The sequence below is a fragment of the Streptosporangium vulgare genome (assembly GCF_042428775.1).
GTDB classification, from domain to species: Bacteria; Actinomycetota; Actinomycetes; order Streptosporangiales; family Streptosporangiaceae; genus Streptosporangium; species Streptosporangium vulgare.
On the sequence record NZ_JBHMBS010000011.1, the window covers coordinates 283682 to 303076 of the forward strand.

General features: G+C 71.5%; 10 protein-coding genes. 5 read left to right on the top strand and 5 right to left on the bottom strand.

Going from position 1 to position 19395, the window contains the following annotated elements; translation table 11 throughout:
• The first annotated feature begins 162 nt into the window (after positions 1–162).
• Positions 163–1794, top strand: coding sequence for a hypothetical protein (locus tag ACFFRH_RS24185; protein WP_344748304.1), 1632 nt, complete (start codon positions 163–165; stop codon positions 1792–1794).
• Positions 1795–1893: 99 nt separating this feature from the next.
• Here ACFFRH_RS24185 and ACFFRH_RS24190 read toward each other — a convergent pair whose 3' ends face one another.
• The 3 genes from ACFFRH_RS24190 to ACFFRH_RS24200 all read right to left on the bottom strand — a co-directional run bounded on the left by ACFFRH_RS24190 (position 1894) and on the right by ACFFRH_RS24200 (position 7904).
• Positions 1894–3021, bottom strand: a complete 1128-nt coding sequence (locus ACFFRH_RS24190) for a glycosyltransferase (RefSeq protein ID WP_386159666.1) — start codon at positions 3019–3021, stop codon at positions 1894–1896.
• A 206-nt stretch (positions 3022–3227) separates the two neighbouring features.
• Positions 3228–6110, bottom strand: coding sequence for a CDP-glycerol:glycerophosphate glycerophosphotransferase (locus ACFFRH_RS24195; protein ID WP_386159669.1), 2883 nt, complete (start codon positions 6108–6110; stop codon positions 3228–3230).
• A 177-nt stretch (positions 6111–6287) separates the two neighbouring features.
• Entirely contained in the window at positions 6288–7904 is a 1617-nt protein-coding gene (locus tag ACFFRH_RS24200) for an NAD(P)/FAD-dependent oxidoreductase (protein ID WP_386159672.1), read from the bottom strand.
• A gap of 531 nt (positions 7905–8435) precedes the next feature.
• On the opposite strand from ACFFRH_RS24200, the gene ACFFRH_RS24205 reads away from it, so the two are divergent.
• From ACFFRH_RS24205 to ACFFRH_RS24220, 4 genes are all read left to right on the top strand, one after another.
• Positions 8436–11948: a bifunctional glycosyltransferase/CDP-glycerol:glycerophosphate glycerophosphotransferase gene (locus ACFFRH_RS24205; protein ID WP_386159675.1), complete on the top strand. Its 3513-nt coding sequence runs from the start codon at positions 8436–8438 to the stop codon at positions 11946–11948.
• A 271-nt stretch (positions 11949–12219) separates the two neighbouring features.
• On the top strand, positions 12220–13224 hold the full coding sequence (locus tag ACFFRH_RS24210; RefSeq protein ID WP_386159678.1) for a CDP-alcohol phosphatidyltransferase family protein: 1005 nt from the start codon (positions 12220–12222) through the stop codon (positions 13222–13224).
• A gap of 25 nt (positions 13225–13249) precedes the next feature.
• Positions 13250–14260 carry a sulfotransferase family protein gene (locus ACFFRH_RS24215; RefSeq protein ID WP_386159681.1) on the top strand — a complete coding sequence of 337 codons (1011 nt, stop codon included), beginning with the start codon at positions 13250–13252 and terminating at the stop codon, positions 14258–14260.
• A gap of 1 nt (position 14261) precedes the next feature.
• On the top strand, positions 14262–15305 hold the full coding sequence (locus ACFFRH_RS24220) for a sulfotransferase family protein (protein ID WP_386159684.1): 1044 nt from the start codon (positions 14262–14264) through the stop codon (positions 15303–15305).
• A gap of 62 nt (positions 15306–15367) precedes the next feature.
• Here the strand turns inward: ACFFRH_RS24220 and ACFFRH_RS24225 are convergent, their stop codons facing one another.
• The gene (locus ACFFRH_RS24225; RefSeq protein ID WP_386159687.1) at positions 15368–16486 is read right to left on the bottom strand and encodes a glycosyltransferase; all 1119 of its coding nucleotides are present in this window, start codon (positions 16484–16486) and stop codon (positions 15368–15370) included.
• 50 nt (positions 16487–16536) lie between these two features.
• Entirely contained in the window at positions 16537–19356 is a 2820-nt protein-coding gene (locus ACFFRH_RS24230; protein WP_386159690.1) for a bifunctional glycosyltransferase/CDP-glycerol:glycerophosphate glycerophosphotransferase, read from the bottom strand.
• Positions 19357–19395: the final 39 nt, after the last annotated feature.

Sequence of the window (19395 nt, forward strand, 5' to 3'; positions counted from 1 at the left end):
GCGACCGACGTTGCTCGCGGCGTTGTGGTCGGCGGGGCCCGCAAACTTGACGTTTTCCCAGGTCATGGGTGTGTATAACGGGCCGGGTCGGCCCCTCGCGTGCTCGATGATGGCATCGGCCCCCTGCCGGAGCACGCTGGGAAGACCATGATGATCAGTACGGTGAGCCCGAAACCGGTCGAGGGGGAGCGGGGGGAGACCGGTGGGGCGCCGGCCCACGAGCGGTGGTTCACCCTCGCCTGCTACGCGACCGCCCAGCTCGCGCTGCTCGGCTGGTGGCTCGCCTTCCATCCCGGACTGATGAGTCCCGACTCCGTCACCTACGTCGCGCACGTCACGACGGGCCCGTGGGTGGCCGGGCAGTCGGTCGCCTACGACGCCCTGCTCGGGTTCTCCCTGAGGGTGACCGGCGACCTGTCCCCGGTCACCCTCCTGCAGACGGTGGCGATGGCCGCCGCGCTCACCCACCTCGCGGGCGCGATCAGGTCGCTGGGGGTACGGGGGCGTCCGCTGCTCGTGGCGGTGGGGTGCGCGGCGCTGTCGCCGCCACTCGGCGCCTTCACGGTGGCGATGTGGAAGGACGTGCCGTTCACCGTGTGCGCGGTACTGGCCGCGGGCACCGCCGTGCGGCTCGCGACCCGGCCCGGCGCGCGGGGCGGTGCCCGGTCCAGGGGACGTGGCGCGGCCAGGGCGGTTGTGTGGGACGAGGACCGGGTGGGAGGCGCGGCCGGGACCGTTGTGTGGGACGAGGACCGGGTGGGAGGCGCGGCCGGGACCGTTGTGCGGGACGCGGACGGGAAGCGTGGCGGGGCCGGGCGTGGGGATGGCCGGTGGGGCTGGGATCCGCGCTTCGCCGCGCTCGGGGCGGAGCTGCTCGGGCTGGGGCTCTTCCGCAACAACGGCTTCCTCGTGGCGTCGATCGCCGCCGCACTGCTGGTCGCGCTCCTGTCCGGCCGCCCGGGGGCTCGCCGGTGGGTCGCGGCGCTGGCGGCCGGGGCGGTGGCGGCGCCCCTGCTCCTGCTGGGCATCGGTTACCCGGCGATGGGCATCGCACCGCCGTCCCGCTCGTTCGCCTACCAGACGGTGTTCGGCGACCTCGCCGTGGCGTACGAGCGAAGACCCCGGCTCTTCGACCGCGAGCAGCGGGCGCTCCTGGCGGGGATCGCCCCACTCGACGTCTGGCGGCGGGGGGCGACCTGCCAGACCATGGCGGGCGTCTTCTTCGACCCCGGGTTCGGCCACGCGCGGGCCGAGGAGCGGATCTCCGACGTCCTGGAGCTCTGGCGGGGGCTGCTGGTCCGCGCCCCGGGCATGATGCTGGGCACCCGGATCTGCCGCGCCGCGCTCGCCTGGCAGGTCGGCTCGACCTCGGGCGAACCCGGCGGTGAGCTCTACCGCTTCTCGCTGAGGGACCCCCGGCTGCCCGAAGGCTGGCAGGGCACCCCGGCGGCCTCGGTGATGCGGCAGCGGCCGATCTCCGACGGGCTGCTGGCCGCCGGGGTGTTCGCGCTGGACGCGAGCACGGTCAGGCAGCTCGAATGGCTGCTCTGGCGGGCGCCCTTCTGGTGTTACCTCGCCTACGCCACCGCCGCGCTCGTGTGGTGGCGGACGGGAAGCCGGGCGGCGCTCGCCGGGGCGGCGGTGGTCGCGGGGCAGCAGATCGGGGTGATCCTCACCAACACCGCGCCGGACTTCCGGTTCATGGTGACGCCGATCTTCGTCGGGGTCCTGTTCGTTCCCCTGCTCCTGCGGGAGGTACGGCCCTCGCGGCCCGTCGATGAACGGGACCTCTGAACCGTTCCCGAGCCATCCGGCGGCGGACCGGGGACCCCGGGGTGTCCCGGGAGTCTCCCGCCGGTGCCGGGCGGTCCGATGCGGGCGCGCGCCCGGCCCTCAGCGGTCGAGCTCGTCGAACAGCGCCTCCCACCGGTCCAGGACGCGGGGCAGCCGGTACTCCCTCATCCGTTCCCTGCCCCTCGACCCCATCCTCTGGCGCAGCTCGGCGTCGGACATGAGGCGCTCCAGCGCGGCGGCGAAACTCCCGGCGTTGCCCGGCTCGGCCAGTATGCCGTTGTCCCCGTCCTCGACCAGGGTCCGCACCCCCGCCGAGGCGTCGCAGGCCACGGCGGGCAGCCCGCAGGCCGCGCCCTCGGCGAGGACGAGTCCCCACCCCTCGAAGTCGCTGCTCAGGGTGACGATGGAGGCGTCCAGGTACTCGGCCTCGATGTTCTCGACCTGCCCGCGGAAGACGATCCGGTCGCCGAGCCCGGTCCGCGCGGCCTGCGCCTCCAGGGCCGCCCGGAGCGGCCCGCCGCCGATGATGTGCAGCTCCCACGGCTCGGCGACGGCCGGGGCCGCGGCGGCAAAGGCGTCGATGAGCAGGTCGATCCGCTTCACCCTGACCAGCCGCCCCGCCGAGACGATCCGCGGGTTGCGCAGCGGGGCCGCCTTCTCGGGGAAGACGCTGACCGGGTTCAGCATGGTCCCGCAGTTGGCGAGCCGGTGTCCGGTGAAGGACGCGGCGTAGTCGTCGCAGAGGAAGAGCGCCTTGTCGAAGTGCGCGTAGTGCTTCTTGATCAGCCTGAGGTTCGGGGAGTCCACCGCCTCGGTGTACGACTGGTGGTACTGGCCGACCTTGGCGATGTGCGGCATGGGCAGGTCGGCGATCCAGTGGGCCGCCCAGGGCGAGGCGATGACCAGGTAGCCGTCGCGGGTCCGGTCCGTCAGCCGCAGCAGCTTCCGCCGGGCGGCGGCGACCTCCTCCGGGGTCCTCCGCAGCCTGCCCCTGCGCCACGGCAGTGCGCGGCCGGTGGACTCGGGGGCGGGCGTGTCGTACAGCGTGGTGTGCCGGTAGACGGGGTCGGCGACGTAGGTCTGCGGCTGCCGGGAGGGGTTGATGCTGATCAGGGTCACATTGTGCCCGCGCGAGCCGAGGCCCTGGGCGAGGGTGTGGATGACCCGCTGGGACCCGCCCATCGAGTCGCCGTCGGTGCTGAGGAAGAAGACGTTGCGCGATCTCACCGCGTGACCTCCGGGAAGAAGCGATCTCACTGCACGGCCTTCGGGGAGAGGTGATGTCACCGCACGGGCTTCGGGAAGAGGCGACTTCACCGCATGGCTTTCGGGGAGAGGTGACTTCACCGCATGGCTTTCGGGGAGAGGTGACTTCACCGCATGGCTTTCGGGGAGAGGTGACTTCACCGCACGGCCTCCGGGAAGAGGTGACTTCACCGCACGGCCTCCGGGAAGAACGCGTCCACGACCCTGCCGCTCGCCTGTCCGTCGTCGAGGCCGCACCAGCGGTCGCGGAACTCCGCGTAGCGTCGCCCGTACCGCTCGGTGATCTCGGTGAGCCCGTCCAGTGCCACGGCCAGCTCGCCGGGGTCGCGCAGCAGCGGCCCGGGGGCGACCTCGGCGAGGTCGAAGCAGACCCCCCGCTGGGTGGAGGCGTAGCGCTCGTAGTCGTCGACGTAGTAGAGGATCGGCCTGCCGAGGCAGGCGTAGTCGAACATGATCGAGGAGTAGTCCGTCACCAGCACGTCCGAGGCGAGCATCAGGTCGTTGACCTCGGGGAACGCCGAGGCGTCCCGGACGAGCCAGCCGAGCGGGTCGGGCACCGAGAAGCGGTCGTACTGGTGGGCGCGGACGAGGATCACCCAGTCCGGGGGCAGCGTGCCGGCGAGGGCGGGCAGGTCGAGCCGGATCGAGTCGCCGCTGAAGCGCCTGCTGTCGCGGTAGGTGGGCGCGTAGAGGATCACGTGCTTTCCCGCGGGGATCTCGAAGAACTCCCTGACCCGCCGCGCCCGCTCGCGCTGCGCCGGTTCCATGTGCCGCACCAGCACGTCGGTACGCGGGTAGCCGGCGTGCAGCAGCTCGCCCCTGAACCCGCTGGCCTCCGCGAAGTCGCGGCGGAAGTCGGGGCCCGGCGTGAGCAGCGTGTCCCAGCGCGCGACCGCCTCGGCGTACTTCTTGGCCAGGGCCGGCTGCGCCCGGTGCCGGGGCTCGTCCAGTCCCATCTTCTTGAGCACCTGCCCGTGCCAGGTCTGCAGGTAGCGGGTGCTCCCGCGCTTGCGGTAGCAGTAGGGCAGGTTGTGGCTGTCCACCCAGTACCCGGCGCGCGCCAGGGTCCAGGCGTAGCGGAAGGTGCCGCGCCGGACGAGGTCGACGTCCTCGGGGAAGCGTTCGGGGACGTCCGCGTGGGACCAGACCGCCCGCAGGCCCGTGGCGCGCCGCTGCAACTCCTCGTGGACGTAGCGCGGGTTGCCGGTGTAGCCGGTGCCCTCGGCCGACTCGAACAGCACCAGGCGGCGGTTCACCGGCACCGTCGCGCTGACCAGCCGGTAGAAGCGGCCCAGGTTGCGGGGGGTGGCGAGGTCGGACAGCAGGGTCCGCCAGAGTTCCGCCACGTTCGGGAGACGCCGCCTGGACGCGGGGCCGAGCCTGCGCGCCGTGAGGCGGAACGGGATGTCGGCCGACGCCTCCAGGACCAGACGGCCCGAGCCCACCGCGCCCAGGGAGGTGAACGACAGCCCTGGTGCCGCGAGGAGGGGCCTGAGGTTGCGGCGCTCGCCCTCGTGGAGCGAGATCATGACCGCCTGCGGCCTCACGGCGTTGTCCGGCCACTCCAGGTCGGGCAGGAAGATCGACACCGCCCCCTCCAGGATGCCCGTCCCCTCGGGGGGAGCTCCCGTCATCCGGGGGATCATCGTCCTCTCCGGTTCCTCCGGGTCCCACTGCCCTTCGAGTCCCCTCGGGACCTGTTTCTCCCGCTCCCCGGGCGACTCGATCACGACGGGTGTCATCTGGACGGGGATCGAGGCGATCGTCCTCTTCCTGCCGCCGATGCGGAGCCACGCGGTCAGCGTGCGGCCGTCGAGCACCCGGCCCGGGTCGTAGGTCCGCAGGCGCAGCCGGATCTCGTCCCTCGACGCCTGCAACTCGACGAGCTCGTGCCGGAGCAGCGCTCCGGACAGCGGCTGCTCCGCCAGGCGCAGCTCGGTGACGTCCAGCTCGCTCCGCCCCTGCTCGCTCCGCGGGAGTGTCGTCCCCCAGAACACCCGCTCGCCGTCCGCGGTGACCGCCCGGGGCGGGACCGAGTGCCTGCCCCCCAGCTCGACGGCGGCGAGCGCCGCCTCCGCTCCGCGCCGCTCGCGGACGAGCTGGATGCACACCCGCTCCGCCCGGGTCAGCCGCTCGATCGCGGCGGGGTCGAGCGTGTCCACGTACGGGATGACGATGTCGGCGAACTCGGAGATCCACGCCGGGTCGCGCTGGGGCAGGTCCCCCAGGTAGAGGCGGAGGTCGTGGGAGAGGAAGCGGAAGTCCTTGTCCTCCTTCAGGTCGAGGGAGTGGGTGCTCGCCAGGACGTGGTCGCTCAGGACGGCGGCCGTGACGCGCTGGCGCACGTTCTCCAGCTCGTGCCGCCGGGACGAGATCGACCTGGTGGCGGGGGTGGCCGCGAGCAGCCAGCGGTAGACCGGCCACGGCACGATGGCGAACAGCTTGCTGCGGCAGAACAGCTCCGTCGACCAGACGATGTCCTCGTGGTGGATCTCCTCGGGGAAGCGGATGCCGGTGCCGTCGAGGAAGGTCCGCCGGTACAGCTTGTTGGTGGCCAGGCAGTTGAAGAGCAGCTCGGGCTCCGCGCGGATGCCGTCGACGACCCGCCGTTCCGCGAACAGCTGGGGGTACCAGAGGGTGATGGCGCCGGTCGCCTCGTCGACGCGCTCCACGGTGCCCATGACGAAGTCGGCGCCGGTCGCCTCCGCCTCCAGCAGGAGGCTCTTGCAGGCGTGCCTGGGCAGCTCGTCGTCGCTGTCGAGGAACATCAGGAAGGGCGCGCGCGAGGCGTCCATGCCCGCGTTGCGCGGCGCGCCGCAGCCGCCGCTGTTGGCGGGCAGCCGTACGTAGCGGACCCGGCCGTCCTCCTCGGTGAGCGCCTTGGCCACCGCGGGGGTGTCGTCGCCGGAACAGTCGTCCACGATGATCACTTCGAGGTTCTTGAGCGTCTGGCTGAGCACGGAGCGCACGGCCCGGGGTAACCGGGCCGCGTCGTCGAAGGTGATGACGATCACGCTGACGTCCGGGATCGTGTGTGGCTGTGTTGTCATGTGCGCAACTCCAAGGCGGCTGGGAGGAGAGCCTTGACCCGCGGTGGCTCGGGCCCGACGGGCACGAGCCAGGCAAGGCGTCATGGGATCGCTGGTGTTGGTCGGGGCTTTCAGGTCGGGCTTTCAGGTCGAGGCGCTCAGGCTGGGGGCTCAGGTCGAGGCCCTCAGGTCAGAGGCTCAGGCTGAGGCGGGCGCGTCCGAGAGGAGGACGGGGGCGTCACGGCCGGTGCCGCTCGCGGACCGCTTCCGGTCCGCGCGCTCCTCGTGGTACTCCGCGTCGACGTTGACCTCCCAGACGTCGTGCCGGGCTCCGTCGACGATGTTCTCCACGGTCAGCATCGCGGTGAGCATGGAGTGGTCCTGGTTGTTGTACCGGTGCATGCCGTTGCGGCCGACCGGGTGGATCTCCGGCCACTCCACGTCGAGATACTTCCTGAGCACCTCGACGTTCCCGGCGTAACCGGCGTCGTAGACCGGGTAGGCCTTCGGCATCCGCACCACGTAGCCCCCCTGCACCGAGCCGGGCGTCACCAGGCCCAGCTGCTCCAGCTCCCGGGTGCCGAACGCGACGAGCTCGTCGTCCGGGGCGCGCCACAGGTCGTCGCCCTCGTTGACGAAGTACTCCAGGCCGAGACAGGTCCGCCCGGCCTGCACGAGGTAGGGCGACCAGGAGCCGTAGTTCTGCACCCGGCCGAGCCGTACCTCGGGGGAGTGGATGTAGATCCAGTTGTCGGGGAAGGAGAACCGCTCGGGGACGACCAGCGCGACCGTGAGGAAGTCGCGGTACCTCAACCCCGCGGCGGCCTCGGCGACGGCGTCGGGCACGTCGGGCCCGAGCGCGCGGATCAGGGCGGTGAGCGGCATCGAGGAGACGAGGTTCCCGCAGAACACCTCGCGGGTGACGCTCCCGCCGTACGGGCGGTCGAGGTCGTCCTCCGGGCGGGCGGTTCCGCCGTCGTACGGGTCAACGGCACCGGTCCCGCCGTCGTACGGGCGAACGGTGCCGGTCCCGCCCTCGGTGCCGGTACCGGTACCGGTAGCGCCGTCCGAGCGGACGGTGACGGCGAGGCGGCCGTGGTGGCGGCGGATGCGTTCGACCCGGGTGCCGAGGTGCACGGTGGAGCCCCGCTCGCGGACCCGGTCGGCGCAGGTCTCCCACATCATGCCCGGCCCCAGCTTGGGGTAGCGGAACTCCTCGATGAGGCTCGTGATCTCCTTCCGGTTCCTCCCGGTCGTCAGCGCGCCGGCGATGGCCTTTCCCAGGGAGAGGTTCCTGATCCGCTGCGCGGCCCAGTCGGCCTGGATGCTCGCGGCGGGAACGCCCCACACCTTCTCCGTGTAGGTCTTGAAGAAGATCCCGTAGAGCCGTCGGCCGAACCTGGCCGCGACCCAGCCCTCGAAGGTGGACTGGTCGGCGGGCGGCCGGATCCGGGCCCAGGCGTACGAGCCGACGCACCTCAGGGATTCGAGGACACCGAGGTTGAGCAGGGCGTTGGACGCCCTGAGCGGGTAGTCGTAGAAACGGCCCTTGTAGTGGATGCGGCTCATCCTCGGGCGGAGCAGGAAGTCGTCCTCGCCGAGGATCTCGTTCCAGAAGTCCTCCACCCGCGACACCTTCGTGAAGAAGCGGTGCCCGCCGATGTCGAAGCGCCAGCCGTCGCGTTCCTCCGTCCGGCTGATCCCGCCCACCACGCGGTCGGCTTCGAAGACCTCGCACGGATGTCCGCGCCTGGCCAGCTCGTAGGCCGCGGTGAGCCCGGCGGGCCCCGCCCCCACGACCACTGTCGAATCCATGCGCTTCCCCCCGTGAATGCCGTTTCCCGCGATCTCGCCCGTCTCGGTCACACGATGGTGTCGGACGGCCAGGGGGGATCGAAGGGTCATCACGTCTTACTAGGACGTGTGCATTCCCAGCCTTGACCTGGGCTTGGGGAAGGCGTTGCCGCGCCACGGGCCCGGAGCCGGACGAGCGGCCCGCGGGAGACGCGCGTGCACCGGAGACGCGGGGGAGATGTGCGGAAGATGGTCAAGTCTCGGTCAGCTCACTCCATCGCGGTCATGTTTTGGGGCCGCCCGCCTGCCGGGCGAAGCCATGCTGCTGACGTGACGTCTACGTCGCGCTCATGGCCGCCAGGTTGTGTCGACGGTCGTGTCGACGGGCACACGGGCCCCTTCCGCCGCTTTCCGGCGACCGCTGGGCCTCCCGCCGCGCGCCCGTGACGTCTTCCACGATGAGTGGATCTTCGCCTGTGTGCCGTGCCCGGCGTTCACGCCGACGGACCGGACTGTGAGCTTTCGACTACCGGAGGACCGATCGTGGCCCCAGTGAGCATCATCGTGCCCATCTACGACGTGGAACCGTACCTTGAGGCGTGTCTGGAGTCGTTGGTCGCGCAGACCTGGAGTGACATCGAGGTCGTCATGGTGGACGACGGTTCTCCCGACTCCAGCGCGGAGATCGCCGGGGCCTTCGCCGAGCGTGACGACCGGTTCCGGTTGATCCGGCAGGAGAACGGGGGCCTCGGCACCGCGCGCAACACCGGGATAAGGCACGCCACCGGTGATTTCCTCGCCTTCCTGGACAGCGACGACATGCTCCCGCTGACGGCCGTCGAGACGATGGTGTGCAGCCTGAAGGAGAGCGGGTCCGATCTCGTCACGGGCAACGTCCTCCGCTTCAGCGGCCAGGGGGTGCGCCAGTCCGCGATGCACAGGGCGATCTTCGCCAACTCCGCCAGGCGCACCCACGTGACCGGCGACGAGATCCTGCTCAAGGACCGGCTGGTCACGAACAAGCTGTGGCGCCGTTCCTTCTGGGACGAGCAGGGGCTGAGCTTTCCCGAGGGGGTGCTGTGGGAGGACATCGCCGTCTCCCTGCCCGCCCACTTCATGGCCGGGGCGGTGGACGTGCTGTCCACCCCGGTCTACCTGTGGCGGGAGCGGGAGGGGGAGAGCGTCTCGATCACGCAGAACCGGGGGCACGTCAAGGGGATCGAGGACCGGTTCGCCGCCGTCAACTCGGTGCGGAGCTTCCTCTCCGGCACCGGGCGGGCCCAGCACCTGAGGGCGTGGGACCGGATGGTCCTCGACAGCGACCTGCCGAACTTCCTGCAGGTGCTCGACCAGGCGGGGGAGGAGTTCCGGAGCCGTTTCCTCGACCTGGCGTGCGCCTACCTCGACCAGGCCGGGCCGAAGGTCCTCTCGCTCATCCCCGCGCAGCGCCGGGCGAAGTGGGCTCTGGTACGGGAACGCCGGGTCGACGACCTCCTCCAGCTGCTGGAGTGGGACAGGACGGTGAAGCCGACCGCCCGCGTCGTCGGCGGCGGCCTGCGCGGGTACCACCTCAACAGCCCGGTGCAGGTCGACCGGGCGACCACGCGGATGCGCGAGGAACTGGACCTGCGGCAGCGGGTGGACAGCCTGGACTGGAAGGACGACAGGCTGGTCGTCGAGGGCCGGGTCTCGCTGCGCTACCTGCGTCCCCGCAGGCGGATCCAGCAGCACGTCCTCGCCTGGCTGGTCCCCGAGGGCCCGGGGAGCCCCGAGGGCCGCAGCCGCAGGATCCGGCTCCCGGTCACGATCCGGCGCGGCCTGTCGCTGGTCGACACCGGCCCGCGCAGGCGCAAGGACTGGTGCGGGTTCCGGCTCTCCATCGACCCGGCCACGCTTCCGGCCGGCTCGACCTGGCGGATCGACCTGTGCGTGCTGTCCCGGGGCCTCGTACGCAGGGGCAGGCTGTCGCAGCCGAGCCCGGCCGCGCGGCGGCTGGAGTTCGCCGAGCGCGAGTCGGGGACCGTGGCGTGGACGGAGTGGACGCCCGCCGAGGAGTTCAGGCTCCGGGTGGAGCGGCCGGGCGGGCGGGTCACCGGCCACCGGGTGGCCGAGGGCAGGCTGCGGATCAGCGGCCGGTGCGACGGCGACCTCGGCGCCGCGCCGGCCCTGCGGCTCACCCGGCCGCAGGGCGGGCGCGACCGGCGCTACCCGATGACCGTGACGGACGGCGCCTTCGAGGCGGTGATCGACCTCGACGAGGTGCTGTCCGAGCGCTGGCCGGGTCTCGACCCGGCGGGACTGGAGATGAGCGCGCTCAACCCCGGCGCCGAATGGCACTTCGACGTCGTCCAGGAAAGCCCCGAGCACCGGGAACCCCCGAAGACCCCGAAGAATCCGGAGACCGCGGAGAACCCGGAGAACCCGGAGCGGCGGCAGGCCCGGCCGCTGCTCGTCGGCCGCGACGTGGAGCGCGGCCTCTACCGGCTCCGCGGCCGGGACGTGGTGCTGGACCGGTCGCAGGCGGGCGGGCTCGTGCTGCGCGAGCAGCGGCCGACGTTCTACGTCGAGCGGGTGGAGTGGACCGACCAGGGGCACCTCAAGGTGACCGGGGCCCCGATGCGCCCGATCGACGGCCCGGCGTGGCTGGTCGTCACCTCGCGCAACCGGCTCAACGAGCGGCTCTTCCCGCTCGTCGACGGCAGCGCCACGGTGACGCCCGAGGGGAGCGACACGCTCGGCGGCCGGCTGCCGCTGCCGGCGGGCACGCACGGCTTCGCGATCCGTACCGGCACCGGTGACATGCGCATGGAGTTCCGGCTGTCCGCGCCGCTGGAGCACATCTCCGCCACCCGTACGTTCACCTTCGACACCGACCTGATGGACGAGGCCGTCTTCACCGTGAGCGACGACCTGCGCGCCTCGGGCAGGCCGAAGCAGCAGCGGCTGCTGCGCGAGGACTTCTACCCCGCGAGGTGCCAGGAGCCGCTGCGGCCCGCCGTCCTCTTCGACAGCTACGGCGGCAGGCAGTTCTCCGACAGCCCGAAGGCGATCTACGAGGAGCTCGTGCGGCGCGGCTCCGACCTGGAGTTCATGTGGATCGTGCGGGACGGGCAGGTGGAGCTGCCCGAGGGGGTGACGCCGATCCGGCGGTACGGGCGGGAGTTCTTCGACGCGCTGGCCCGCTGCCGGTACATCGTCACCAACAGCCACCTGCCCTCCTGGTTCGAGCGCAGGGAGGGCCAGACGGTGCTGCAGACCTGGCGCGGCACCCCGTTGAAGCGCGTCGGCTTCGACGTCGAGAAGGCGCCGCCGGCCAGGTCCGACCACCACGAGCGGCTGGCCAGGGCCGTCGCCAGGTGGAGCCACCTGATCTCGCCGAGTCCCTGGTGCACCTCGGTCCTGGACGGCGCCCTGCGGTTCGAGGGGGAGGTCCTGGAGATCGGCTCTCCCCGCGACGACCTGCTGCGCCGCGCCGGAGCCGCCACGCGCACCCGGGAGATCCGGGAACGGCTCGGCCTGCCCGAGGGCAGGAAGGTCGTGCTGTACGCCCCGACCTGGCGCGACGACAAGTTCTACAGCAAGGGGCGCTACCGGCTCGACCTGCGGCTGGACCTCCGGCTCATGGACGAGGAACTGGGCGGGGACCACGTGCTCATGATCCGCAAGCATCCGAGCGTCACGGACAGGCTGCCCAGGGTCGGCACGGACTTCGTCCTCGACGTCTCGGCGTATCCGGACATCCAGGAGCTCTACCTGGTGGCGGACATGCTGATCACGGACTACTCGTCGGCGATGTTCGACTTCGCGGTGACCGGTAAGCCGATGCTCTTCTACACCTACGACCTGGAGCGCTACCGCGACGAGGTGCGCGGCTTCTACTTCGACTTCGAGGCCGAGGCCCCCGGGCCGCTGCTGCGCACGACCGAGGAGGTCGTGGCGGCCGTGCGCGACGCCGACGAGGTGCACGCCAAGTACCGGAAGCTGTACGACGCCTTCACCGCGAGGTTCTGCCCGCTGGAGGACGGCGGCGCGTCGGCGAGGGCCGTGGACCGGATCTTCCGGTAACCCGCCCGCCTGGCGAAGGCGAAGGCAGAAAGCAGAAGAAGCCCTTGGCCGGTGAGCCGCCCGCCCCGCGAGGACGAAAGGCCGGGGACGCGAAAGGCCGGGGGACGCGAAAGGCCGGGGAGGCGAAAGGCCGGGCAGGCCCTTCTCGGCCTTTCGCGTCCCCAAAGCCCCCGATCGCTGTGGCGCGGGTCGGTCAAGAAGTGGCATGGAGATCTTCTAGTAGTTACAGAGCGTAGATGAGAGGAGACTCCGCGTGGCCATGCTGGAACGCATGAGGGCCTATTCGTTGGACGACGTTCACGCGACCCGGAAACGAAAAGACTCCTGGTGGACCGTTTTCCTGGTCGACCCGGTGGCGTGCAGGCTCACCCTGCTCGTCGCCAACCACACGTCCATCACCCCCAACGGGCTCACCCGTTTCTCCCTGATCCTCGGGATGTGCGCGGCGATCTGCTTCGCGTCCGGACGGCTGGCCGCGGGGGCCCTGCTGTTCTACGTGAGCTTCATGGTCGACTGCATGGACGGGAAGATCGCGCGGCTCAAGGGGACGGGGACCGCGTTCGGGCTCTGGCTCGACTACGTGGGCGACCGCATCAGGGTGGTCTGCTGCGCGGCGGGCCTCGCCTCCGGGCAGTACGTGGCGACGGGGGACGTCTCCTACATCCTGCTCGGCGCCGGGGTGGCCGTCCTCGACCTGTTCCGCTACGTGAACGCGCCGCAGATGAAGCGCGTGCGCGAGGTGGTCAAGGAGAACCGGCTCGGCCGCCTCGCGCCCGTCGAGTCCGTGGTGACCGTGGGCCACCCCAGGCCCGGCGAGGCGACGGTGCCCGCCGGTCACACCGTCCACGCGGGACACCCGGGGCACGCGGGGCACGTCAGGCCCGTCGAGGTCATCACGCCCCGCGAGCCGCTGCGGGTCGCCGGGTTCGAGGACCGGGACGAGAACCCGGGCGAGGGCCGCGACGGGGATCGGGGCGGGAGCCGGGCCGGGCGGCCGGGCGGCCGGGGGGGCCGGCGCCCGAAGCTGCCCCGCAGGTTCGGCCGCCTGCTGGCCCGCCACCGGGTGCGGACCCACCTGATCAGCGGCATCGAGTTCCACGCCGCGGTGTTCGTGGTCGCCCCGCTGATCGGGCCGGTCGCCCTGGTGCCCCTCTCGGTCGCGGCCGGTGTGCTGCTTCTGCTGAACGAGGTCGTCCTGATCTATCGAATGTGGCTCTTCGCCCGGGTGGTGCCCGTCATGCCGCTCGTGCAGAAGGCGCCACGCGTATCTGTTTGACCAAGCTTTACGGGGGTTCGTTGTCATGCAGTCCGACCGTCCGATCTTCGTGATCGGTTGTCCGCGTTCCGGCACCACGATGTTGCAGCTGATGCTGCACTCGCACCCGCGCATCGCGGTGCCTCCGGAGACACGGTTCGTGGTGCCCGGCTACTACCGCAGGTTCTCCTTCGGGGACCTGCGCGAGGAACGCAACCGGCGCAGGGTCGGCCGGTGGATCGTGAGCGACAAGGACACCAAGTTCAAGGAGCTCAAGCTCGACGGGGACAGGCTGATCGACGACATCGTCGCGGGACCGCCCACGCTGGGGTCGGCGATGGGCATCACCTTCCGCTCGTACGCCGAGCAGTACGGCAAGAGCCGCTGGGGCGACAAGCGGCCCAGCTACTACCACCACGTGGACCTGCTGACGCGGTTGTTCCCCGACGCCCAGTTCGTGCACCTGATCCGGGACGGCCGTGACTGCGTGGCGTCGCTGAAGGAGATGCCCTGGTACACCAAGGACGTCTTCCACGCGGCGGTCAACTGGAGCGAGGCGATCGACTACGGCCGCCGGCACGCGAAGAAGCTCCCTGCCGACAGCTACTACGAGCTGCGCTACGAGGACCTGACGGCCTACCCGGAGACCGAGCTGAGCAAGCTCTGCGACTTCCTCGGCGAGGACTACGACCCGGCGATGACCGAGCCGTACCACGTCGCCAGGGTGGCGATCCCGCAGCACAAGGTCTGGCACAGCAACACCCACGGCGACGTCACGACCGCGCGGGCGGGCTCGTGGAAGGCGAGGCTGGAGCCCTGGGAGATCTCGGTGTGCGAGACCGTGCTGGCCGACCGGCTCGTCGCCAACGGCTACGAGCTGAGCGGCGCGCCCAAGGCGAGCAAGACCCACGTCCAGGCGTGTGAGAAGGCGGCCTCCAAGCGGCGCTGGGCGCGCAGGCGCAAGGAGATCCGCGACCGCCTCAACCGGTTCCGCGAGCCGAGCCCGGTGGCCGCGAGGCTCACCAGCCGGCAGCTCGGCGAGCTTGCGAAGGTCTGACATGAAGCCCGATCGCCCGATCTTCGTCCTGGGCTGTCCCCGCTCGGGGACGACGATGCTGCAGCTCATGCTGCACGCCCACCCGCGCGTCGCCATCCCGCCGGAGACCCGGTTCATGGTCTCCACCTACCAGCGGCGGCTCCAGTTCGGCGATCTCAACGACGCCGGACACCGGCGCGAGCTGGGCGAGTGGGTGGTCGACCGGCGCCAGTCGCGCTTCCACGAGCTGGACCTGAACCGCGACGAGGTGCTGGAGCAGATCGTCGACGGGCCGCCGACGCTCGGCTCCGCGCTGGGCATCGTGCTGCGCGCGTACGCGGCCAGGCACGGCAAGCCGCGCTGGGGCGACAAGCGGCCCTCGTACTTCCAGTACACCGACGTGCTGCTGCGGTTGTTCCCCGACGCCCAGTTCGTGCACCTGATCAGGGACGGCCGTGACTGCGTGGCGTCGCTGAAGGAGATGCCCTGGTACAACGGGACCGTCTACAGCGCGGTGTCCGCCTGGGCCGAGGCGATCGACTTCGCCAGGCACGGCGCGCCGAAGCTCCCCGAGGGCAGCTACCACGAGCTGCGCTACGAGGACCTGACCACGGAGCCCGAGGCCCACCTGCGCAGGCTGTGCGAGTTCCTCGGCGAGGACTTCGACCCCGCCATGTGCGATCCGGGCGCGGTGGCCGACATCGCCGTACCCGCGCGCAAGACCTGGCACGCACGCACCTTCGGAGAGGTGACCACCGCGCGGACCGGCTCCTGGCGCGACCGGCTCGACCCCGGCGAGGTCTCGCTGTGCGAGAGCGTGCTCGGGGACCGGCTGGAGATGTACGGGTACGAGCTCACCGGGGCGCCGAAGGTCGAGACCTCGCGGATGGTCTCCTACGAGCGGACCGCGGCGAAGCGGAAGCTGGCCCGCGTCAAGCGGGTCGCGTTCGACCGGCTGATCCGGCTCCGCGAGCCGAACCCGCTGGGGGCACGGCTCACCTCCGCCCAGATCGTGCTGGCGGGAGTGCCGCTGCCGCGCAACGAGCCCGTCACGGTCAACGGTTGACCTGCCCGCGCGAACCGGTGACGGCCGACGGGTGACCCGCCGAACGAGCCCGTGACGCTCGTTCAGCGGGTGACCTGCTCGAACAGTGCCTCCCACCGGTCCAGGACGCGGTCCGGGCGGAACGCCTCGACGTGCGCGCGGGCGGCGGCTCCCAGCCGCCGCCGCTCCTCGGCCGAGGCCATCAGCGCGGCGAGCGCGGCGCCGAGCGCGGTCACGTCGGCCGGGGGCACCAGCACCCCGGTCCGCCCGTCCAGGACGAGTGACCTGAGCCCGCCCGACACGTCGAACGCCACCGAGGGCACCCCGTAGGACGCCGCCTCGCCGACCACCAGGGGCAGTCCCTCGTGCTCGCTGGACAGCGCCAGCACCGACCCGCCCAGGTACTCGTCCGCCATCCGGGCCGCGGGCACCGCGCCGCGGAACACCACCCGGTCGCTCACCTCGCACGCCGCCGCGTGCGACATGAGCCGCCCCCGCTCGGCCCCCTCGCCGATCAGGTGCAGCTCCCAGTCCTCACCGGCCTCGCGACGGGCCTCCATGAGATCCGTGTCATGACAGGCCCCTCCGGGACCCGGGCGTCCGCACGCCTCCGCGAAGGCCGAGATCAGCCGGTCGAACCGCTTCACGCCCTCCAGCCTGCCGACCCCGAGCACCCGGCGGGCGGTCAGCTCCGCGGTCCGCGACGGCCAGGCGGGCAGCGGGTTCGGGATGGACCAGGTGTTGGGCAGCAGCGCGTGCTCGGAGAACAGCCAGGCGTCCTCCTCGCTGAGGAACACCGCCTTCTCCAGGGTGCCGTAGTGGCCGCGGACCGAGCCGAGGTGCCAGGAGCCCCGCGCGTGCTCGTACGAGCCGTGGTACTGCCCGATCGGCAGCAACCCCTCGGGCAGCAGGTTCCCGATCCGGGTGACCACACCGGGCGAGGCGAGCACCGCGAACCCCGGCCCCACCTCTCGCAGCAGCCTGCCGAGCGCCCGCCGCTCGCGGCGCCTGCCCAGCCGCGAGAGCCTGCCCACCGGCGTGCGGTGGATCACATGGCTGGTGTAACGCGGCCTCTCCACGTACCGGAACGGCTTCTCCGCCCGGTGCAGCCCGATCACGTGCACCTCGCGGCCCCGCTCGGCGAGGCCCTGCGCCATGGTGTGGGTGACCCGCTGGACGCCGCCGAGAGTGTCGGCGTCCATGCACGCGAACACCACCGCCCCCGTACGCCCGCCCCCCGCACGCCCGCCGCTCACCGCGGCCGTCCCAGCAGCGGCAGGCGGCTCAGCTGCCGCACCCTGGCCGGGAGACGTTCCGGCGCGTCGGCGGGGCGGGGGGCCTGGGCGTGGGCGGCAGGGAAGAAGGCGTCCACCACCCTCGCCGAGGCGTGGCCCTTCTCGTCGGCGCACCACGTCCTGCGGAACGCGATGTACCTGGAGGCGAAAGACGCCGACAGACCGTCGAGATCGCGCAGCGCCTCGATCAGCTCCTCGGTCGTGGTGAGGCAGGGGCCGGGGGCGATCGCGGGCAGGTCGTGGTAGACCCCGCGTTCCACCCTGCGGTACTCGTCCCAGTCGTCGATCAGGAACAGCATCGGCCGCCCGGTGACCGCGTAGTCGCACATCAGCGACGAGTAGTCGGTCAGCAGCGCGTCCGAGAGCAGGATCAGGTCGTTGACCTCGGGATACGATCCCGCGTGCCGGACGAAGTGGCGCAGGTGCTCGGGCACCTCGAACCGTTCGACCGGATGGGTCCGCAGGATCACCGTCCAGTCGCCCGACAGGGCGTCGGCCATCGCGGCCAGGTCGGCCCTGACCGACTGCCCCGACCCCTTGGCCCGGTCGCGGTAGGTGGGGGCGTACAGCAGCACCCTGGACCAGTGCGGGATCTCCAGTTCCTCCCTCGCCCGCCTGACCGCCTCCTGGTCGCCGTGCACGAGCACGTCGCAGCGGGGCGAGCCGTGCCGCAGCAGCCGTCCCCGGTAGCCGTTGGAGGGCACGAAGACCCGCTCGAACTCGGCGCTGGGCGAGACCAGCGCGTCCCACCGCTCCACCGCGGCCCGCCAGGTCGCCCTCGGCCCGTCGAAGTCGGCGCGCAGGTCGGGCGCGTCGAAGCCGACCGACTTGATGCCCTGGCCGTGCCAGGTCTGCAGGTAGCGGGTGCCGGGCGGTTTCGGGTAGGCCAGCGGCATGCCGTGGCTGTCGACCCAGTAGGCCGCCCTGGCCATGGTCCAGATGTGACGCCAGCTCATCCGCCGCACCGGCCTGACGTCGGAGGGGAGGTTCCCCCGGGCCTCGGCGATCGACCACACCACCTTCAGCGGCGCGTTCCGGCGCCTGAGCTCCTCGTAGATGTAGCGCGGGTTCCCGGTGTACCCGGCGCCGACGTCGGACTCGAAGAGGGCTAAGTCCGCGCGGGGCGGCAGCACCGAGATCAGCCCCTTGTAGACGCGGAGCTTCACCTCGGGCCCGCCCACCCTCCGCAGCAGGCCGGTGGCGGCCCGCTTGAGCCGGGGCAGCTGCCGCAGCACCCCCTGGCGGCGCCAGAGCACCCGCAGGAACGCGGCGTTCCCCTCCGGCTTGACGATGACCTCGTGACACAGGATGGTCATGCCGAACGGCTTGGAGGACGGGTCGACGAGCAACCGGTCCGAGGTGACCCTCCCTTCGGGGTTGACGATCTCGACCACCGGGTCGTAGCGACTCTCGAAGCCCAGGCGGCCGTGGCGGATCGCGGCGAGATCGATCGTCGCCTCGCTCAGGTAACCGCCGTCACCGGCGTTACCGCCGCCGCTGCCCTCCCGCGGGCGCGGCTCCAGCCGTACCCGATGGTTCCTGAACCGCAGGAACGCGGTCCAGCCGGGCGTGGCGGTGAGCACCCCGAACGGGTCGTACGTCGTGATCTCCAGCCTGACCAGCGTGCCCTCGCCGGTGACGACCGCCTCGTGGCGCAGCCGGGAGGCGGTGTAGGGAAGCTCGGCCATCCGGAGCGAGGTGATGTCCCGCCTCTCGTCGGCGACCGTCCCCCAGTAGGTGCGCCCGCCCTCCCGTACGGCGGCGCGCGGCGGGGCCTTCGGCCCGTTCAGCGACCGGGCGGCCACCAGGAGCTCGTCGGGCCTGTTGTCGAGGATGAAGCTGCAGCAGACCCGCAGGAGCGGGTCGACCGTCTCGAACACCACCGGGTCGAGCTCCGCCAGGTAGGGGCGGATCACCGAGACGAACTCCTCGATCCACGCCGGGTCGCGCGAGGGCAGCGGGTTGAGGTAGACCCTCAGGTCCTGGCGGATGAAGCGGCGCTGCCGCTCGTGCACCAGGTCGCCGAGGCCGTTGTCCCGCAGGATGTCGTCGCTCAGCCGGGCCGCCCTGATCCGGGAGCGGACGTTGGCCATGTCCGTCAGGCACAGCGAGATCGACAGCCGCTCGTCGCCCTCCGCCGAGGCCCGGTGCCAGAGGTAGACCACCCAGGGGACCACGGCGAACCGCCGCGCCGCGCAGTACAGGGCGGTGCTGAAGACGTGGTCCTCGTAGTGCATGTCCTCGCGGAACGGCACCCGCCGCAGCAGCTCGGCCCGGTAGAGCTTGTTGGTGCTGAAGGAGTCGAGGAACATCTCCGGCTCCCGCGCGATCCCCTCGACCGTCCGGCGCCTGGCGAACAGGGCGGGATAGTAGCGCGCGGTCTTCCCCGTCCGCTCGTACAGCCGGGAGATCTGCCCGGTGACGAAGTCCGCCCCGGTCCGCTCGATCTCCAGCAGCATGCTCTTGCAGGCGTGCCTCGTCAGCTCGTCGTCGCTGTCCAGGAACATCACGTACGGCGCCCGCGCCGCCGCCACCCCCCTGTTGCGGGGCACCCCGCAGCCCCCGCTGTTGACCTCCCCGCGCAGGTAGCGGACCCTCGGGTCCTTGCGCTGGAACTCCCTGACCACCTTCTCCGTGCCGTCGGTGCTCGCGTCGTCCGCGATGATCACCTCGATGTCGCGCAGGGACTGCCGGAGCACGGACCGCACGGCCCTCGCCAGCCGCGCGGCATCGTTGTAGGTGATGACCACAACGCTGCATTCCGGGATATTGATCACGATCCGAGGTATTCCCGGGAAAAAGTAGGCAGTTGTCCT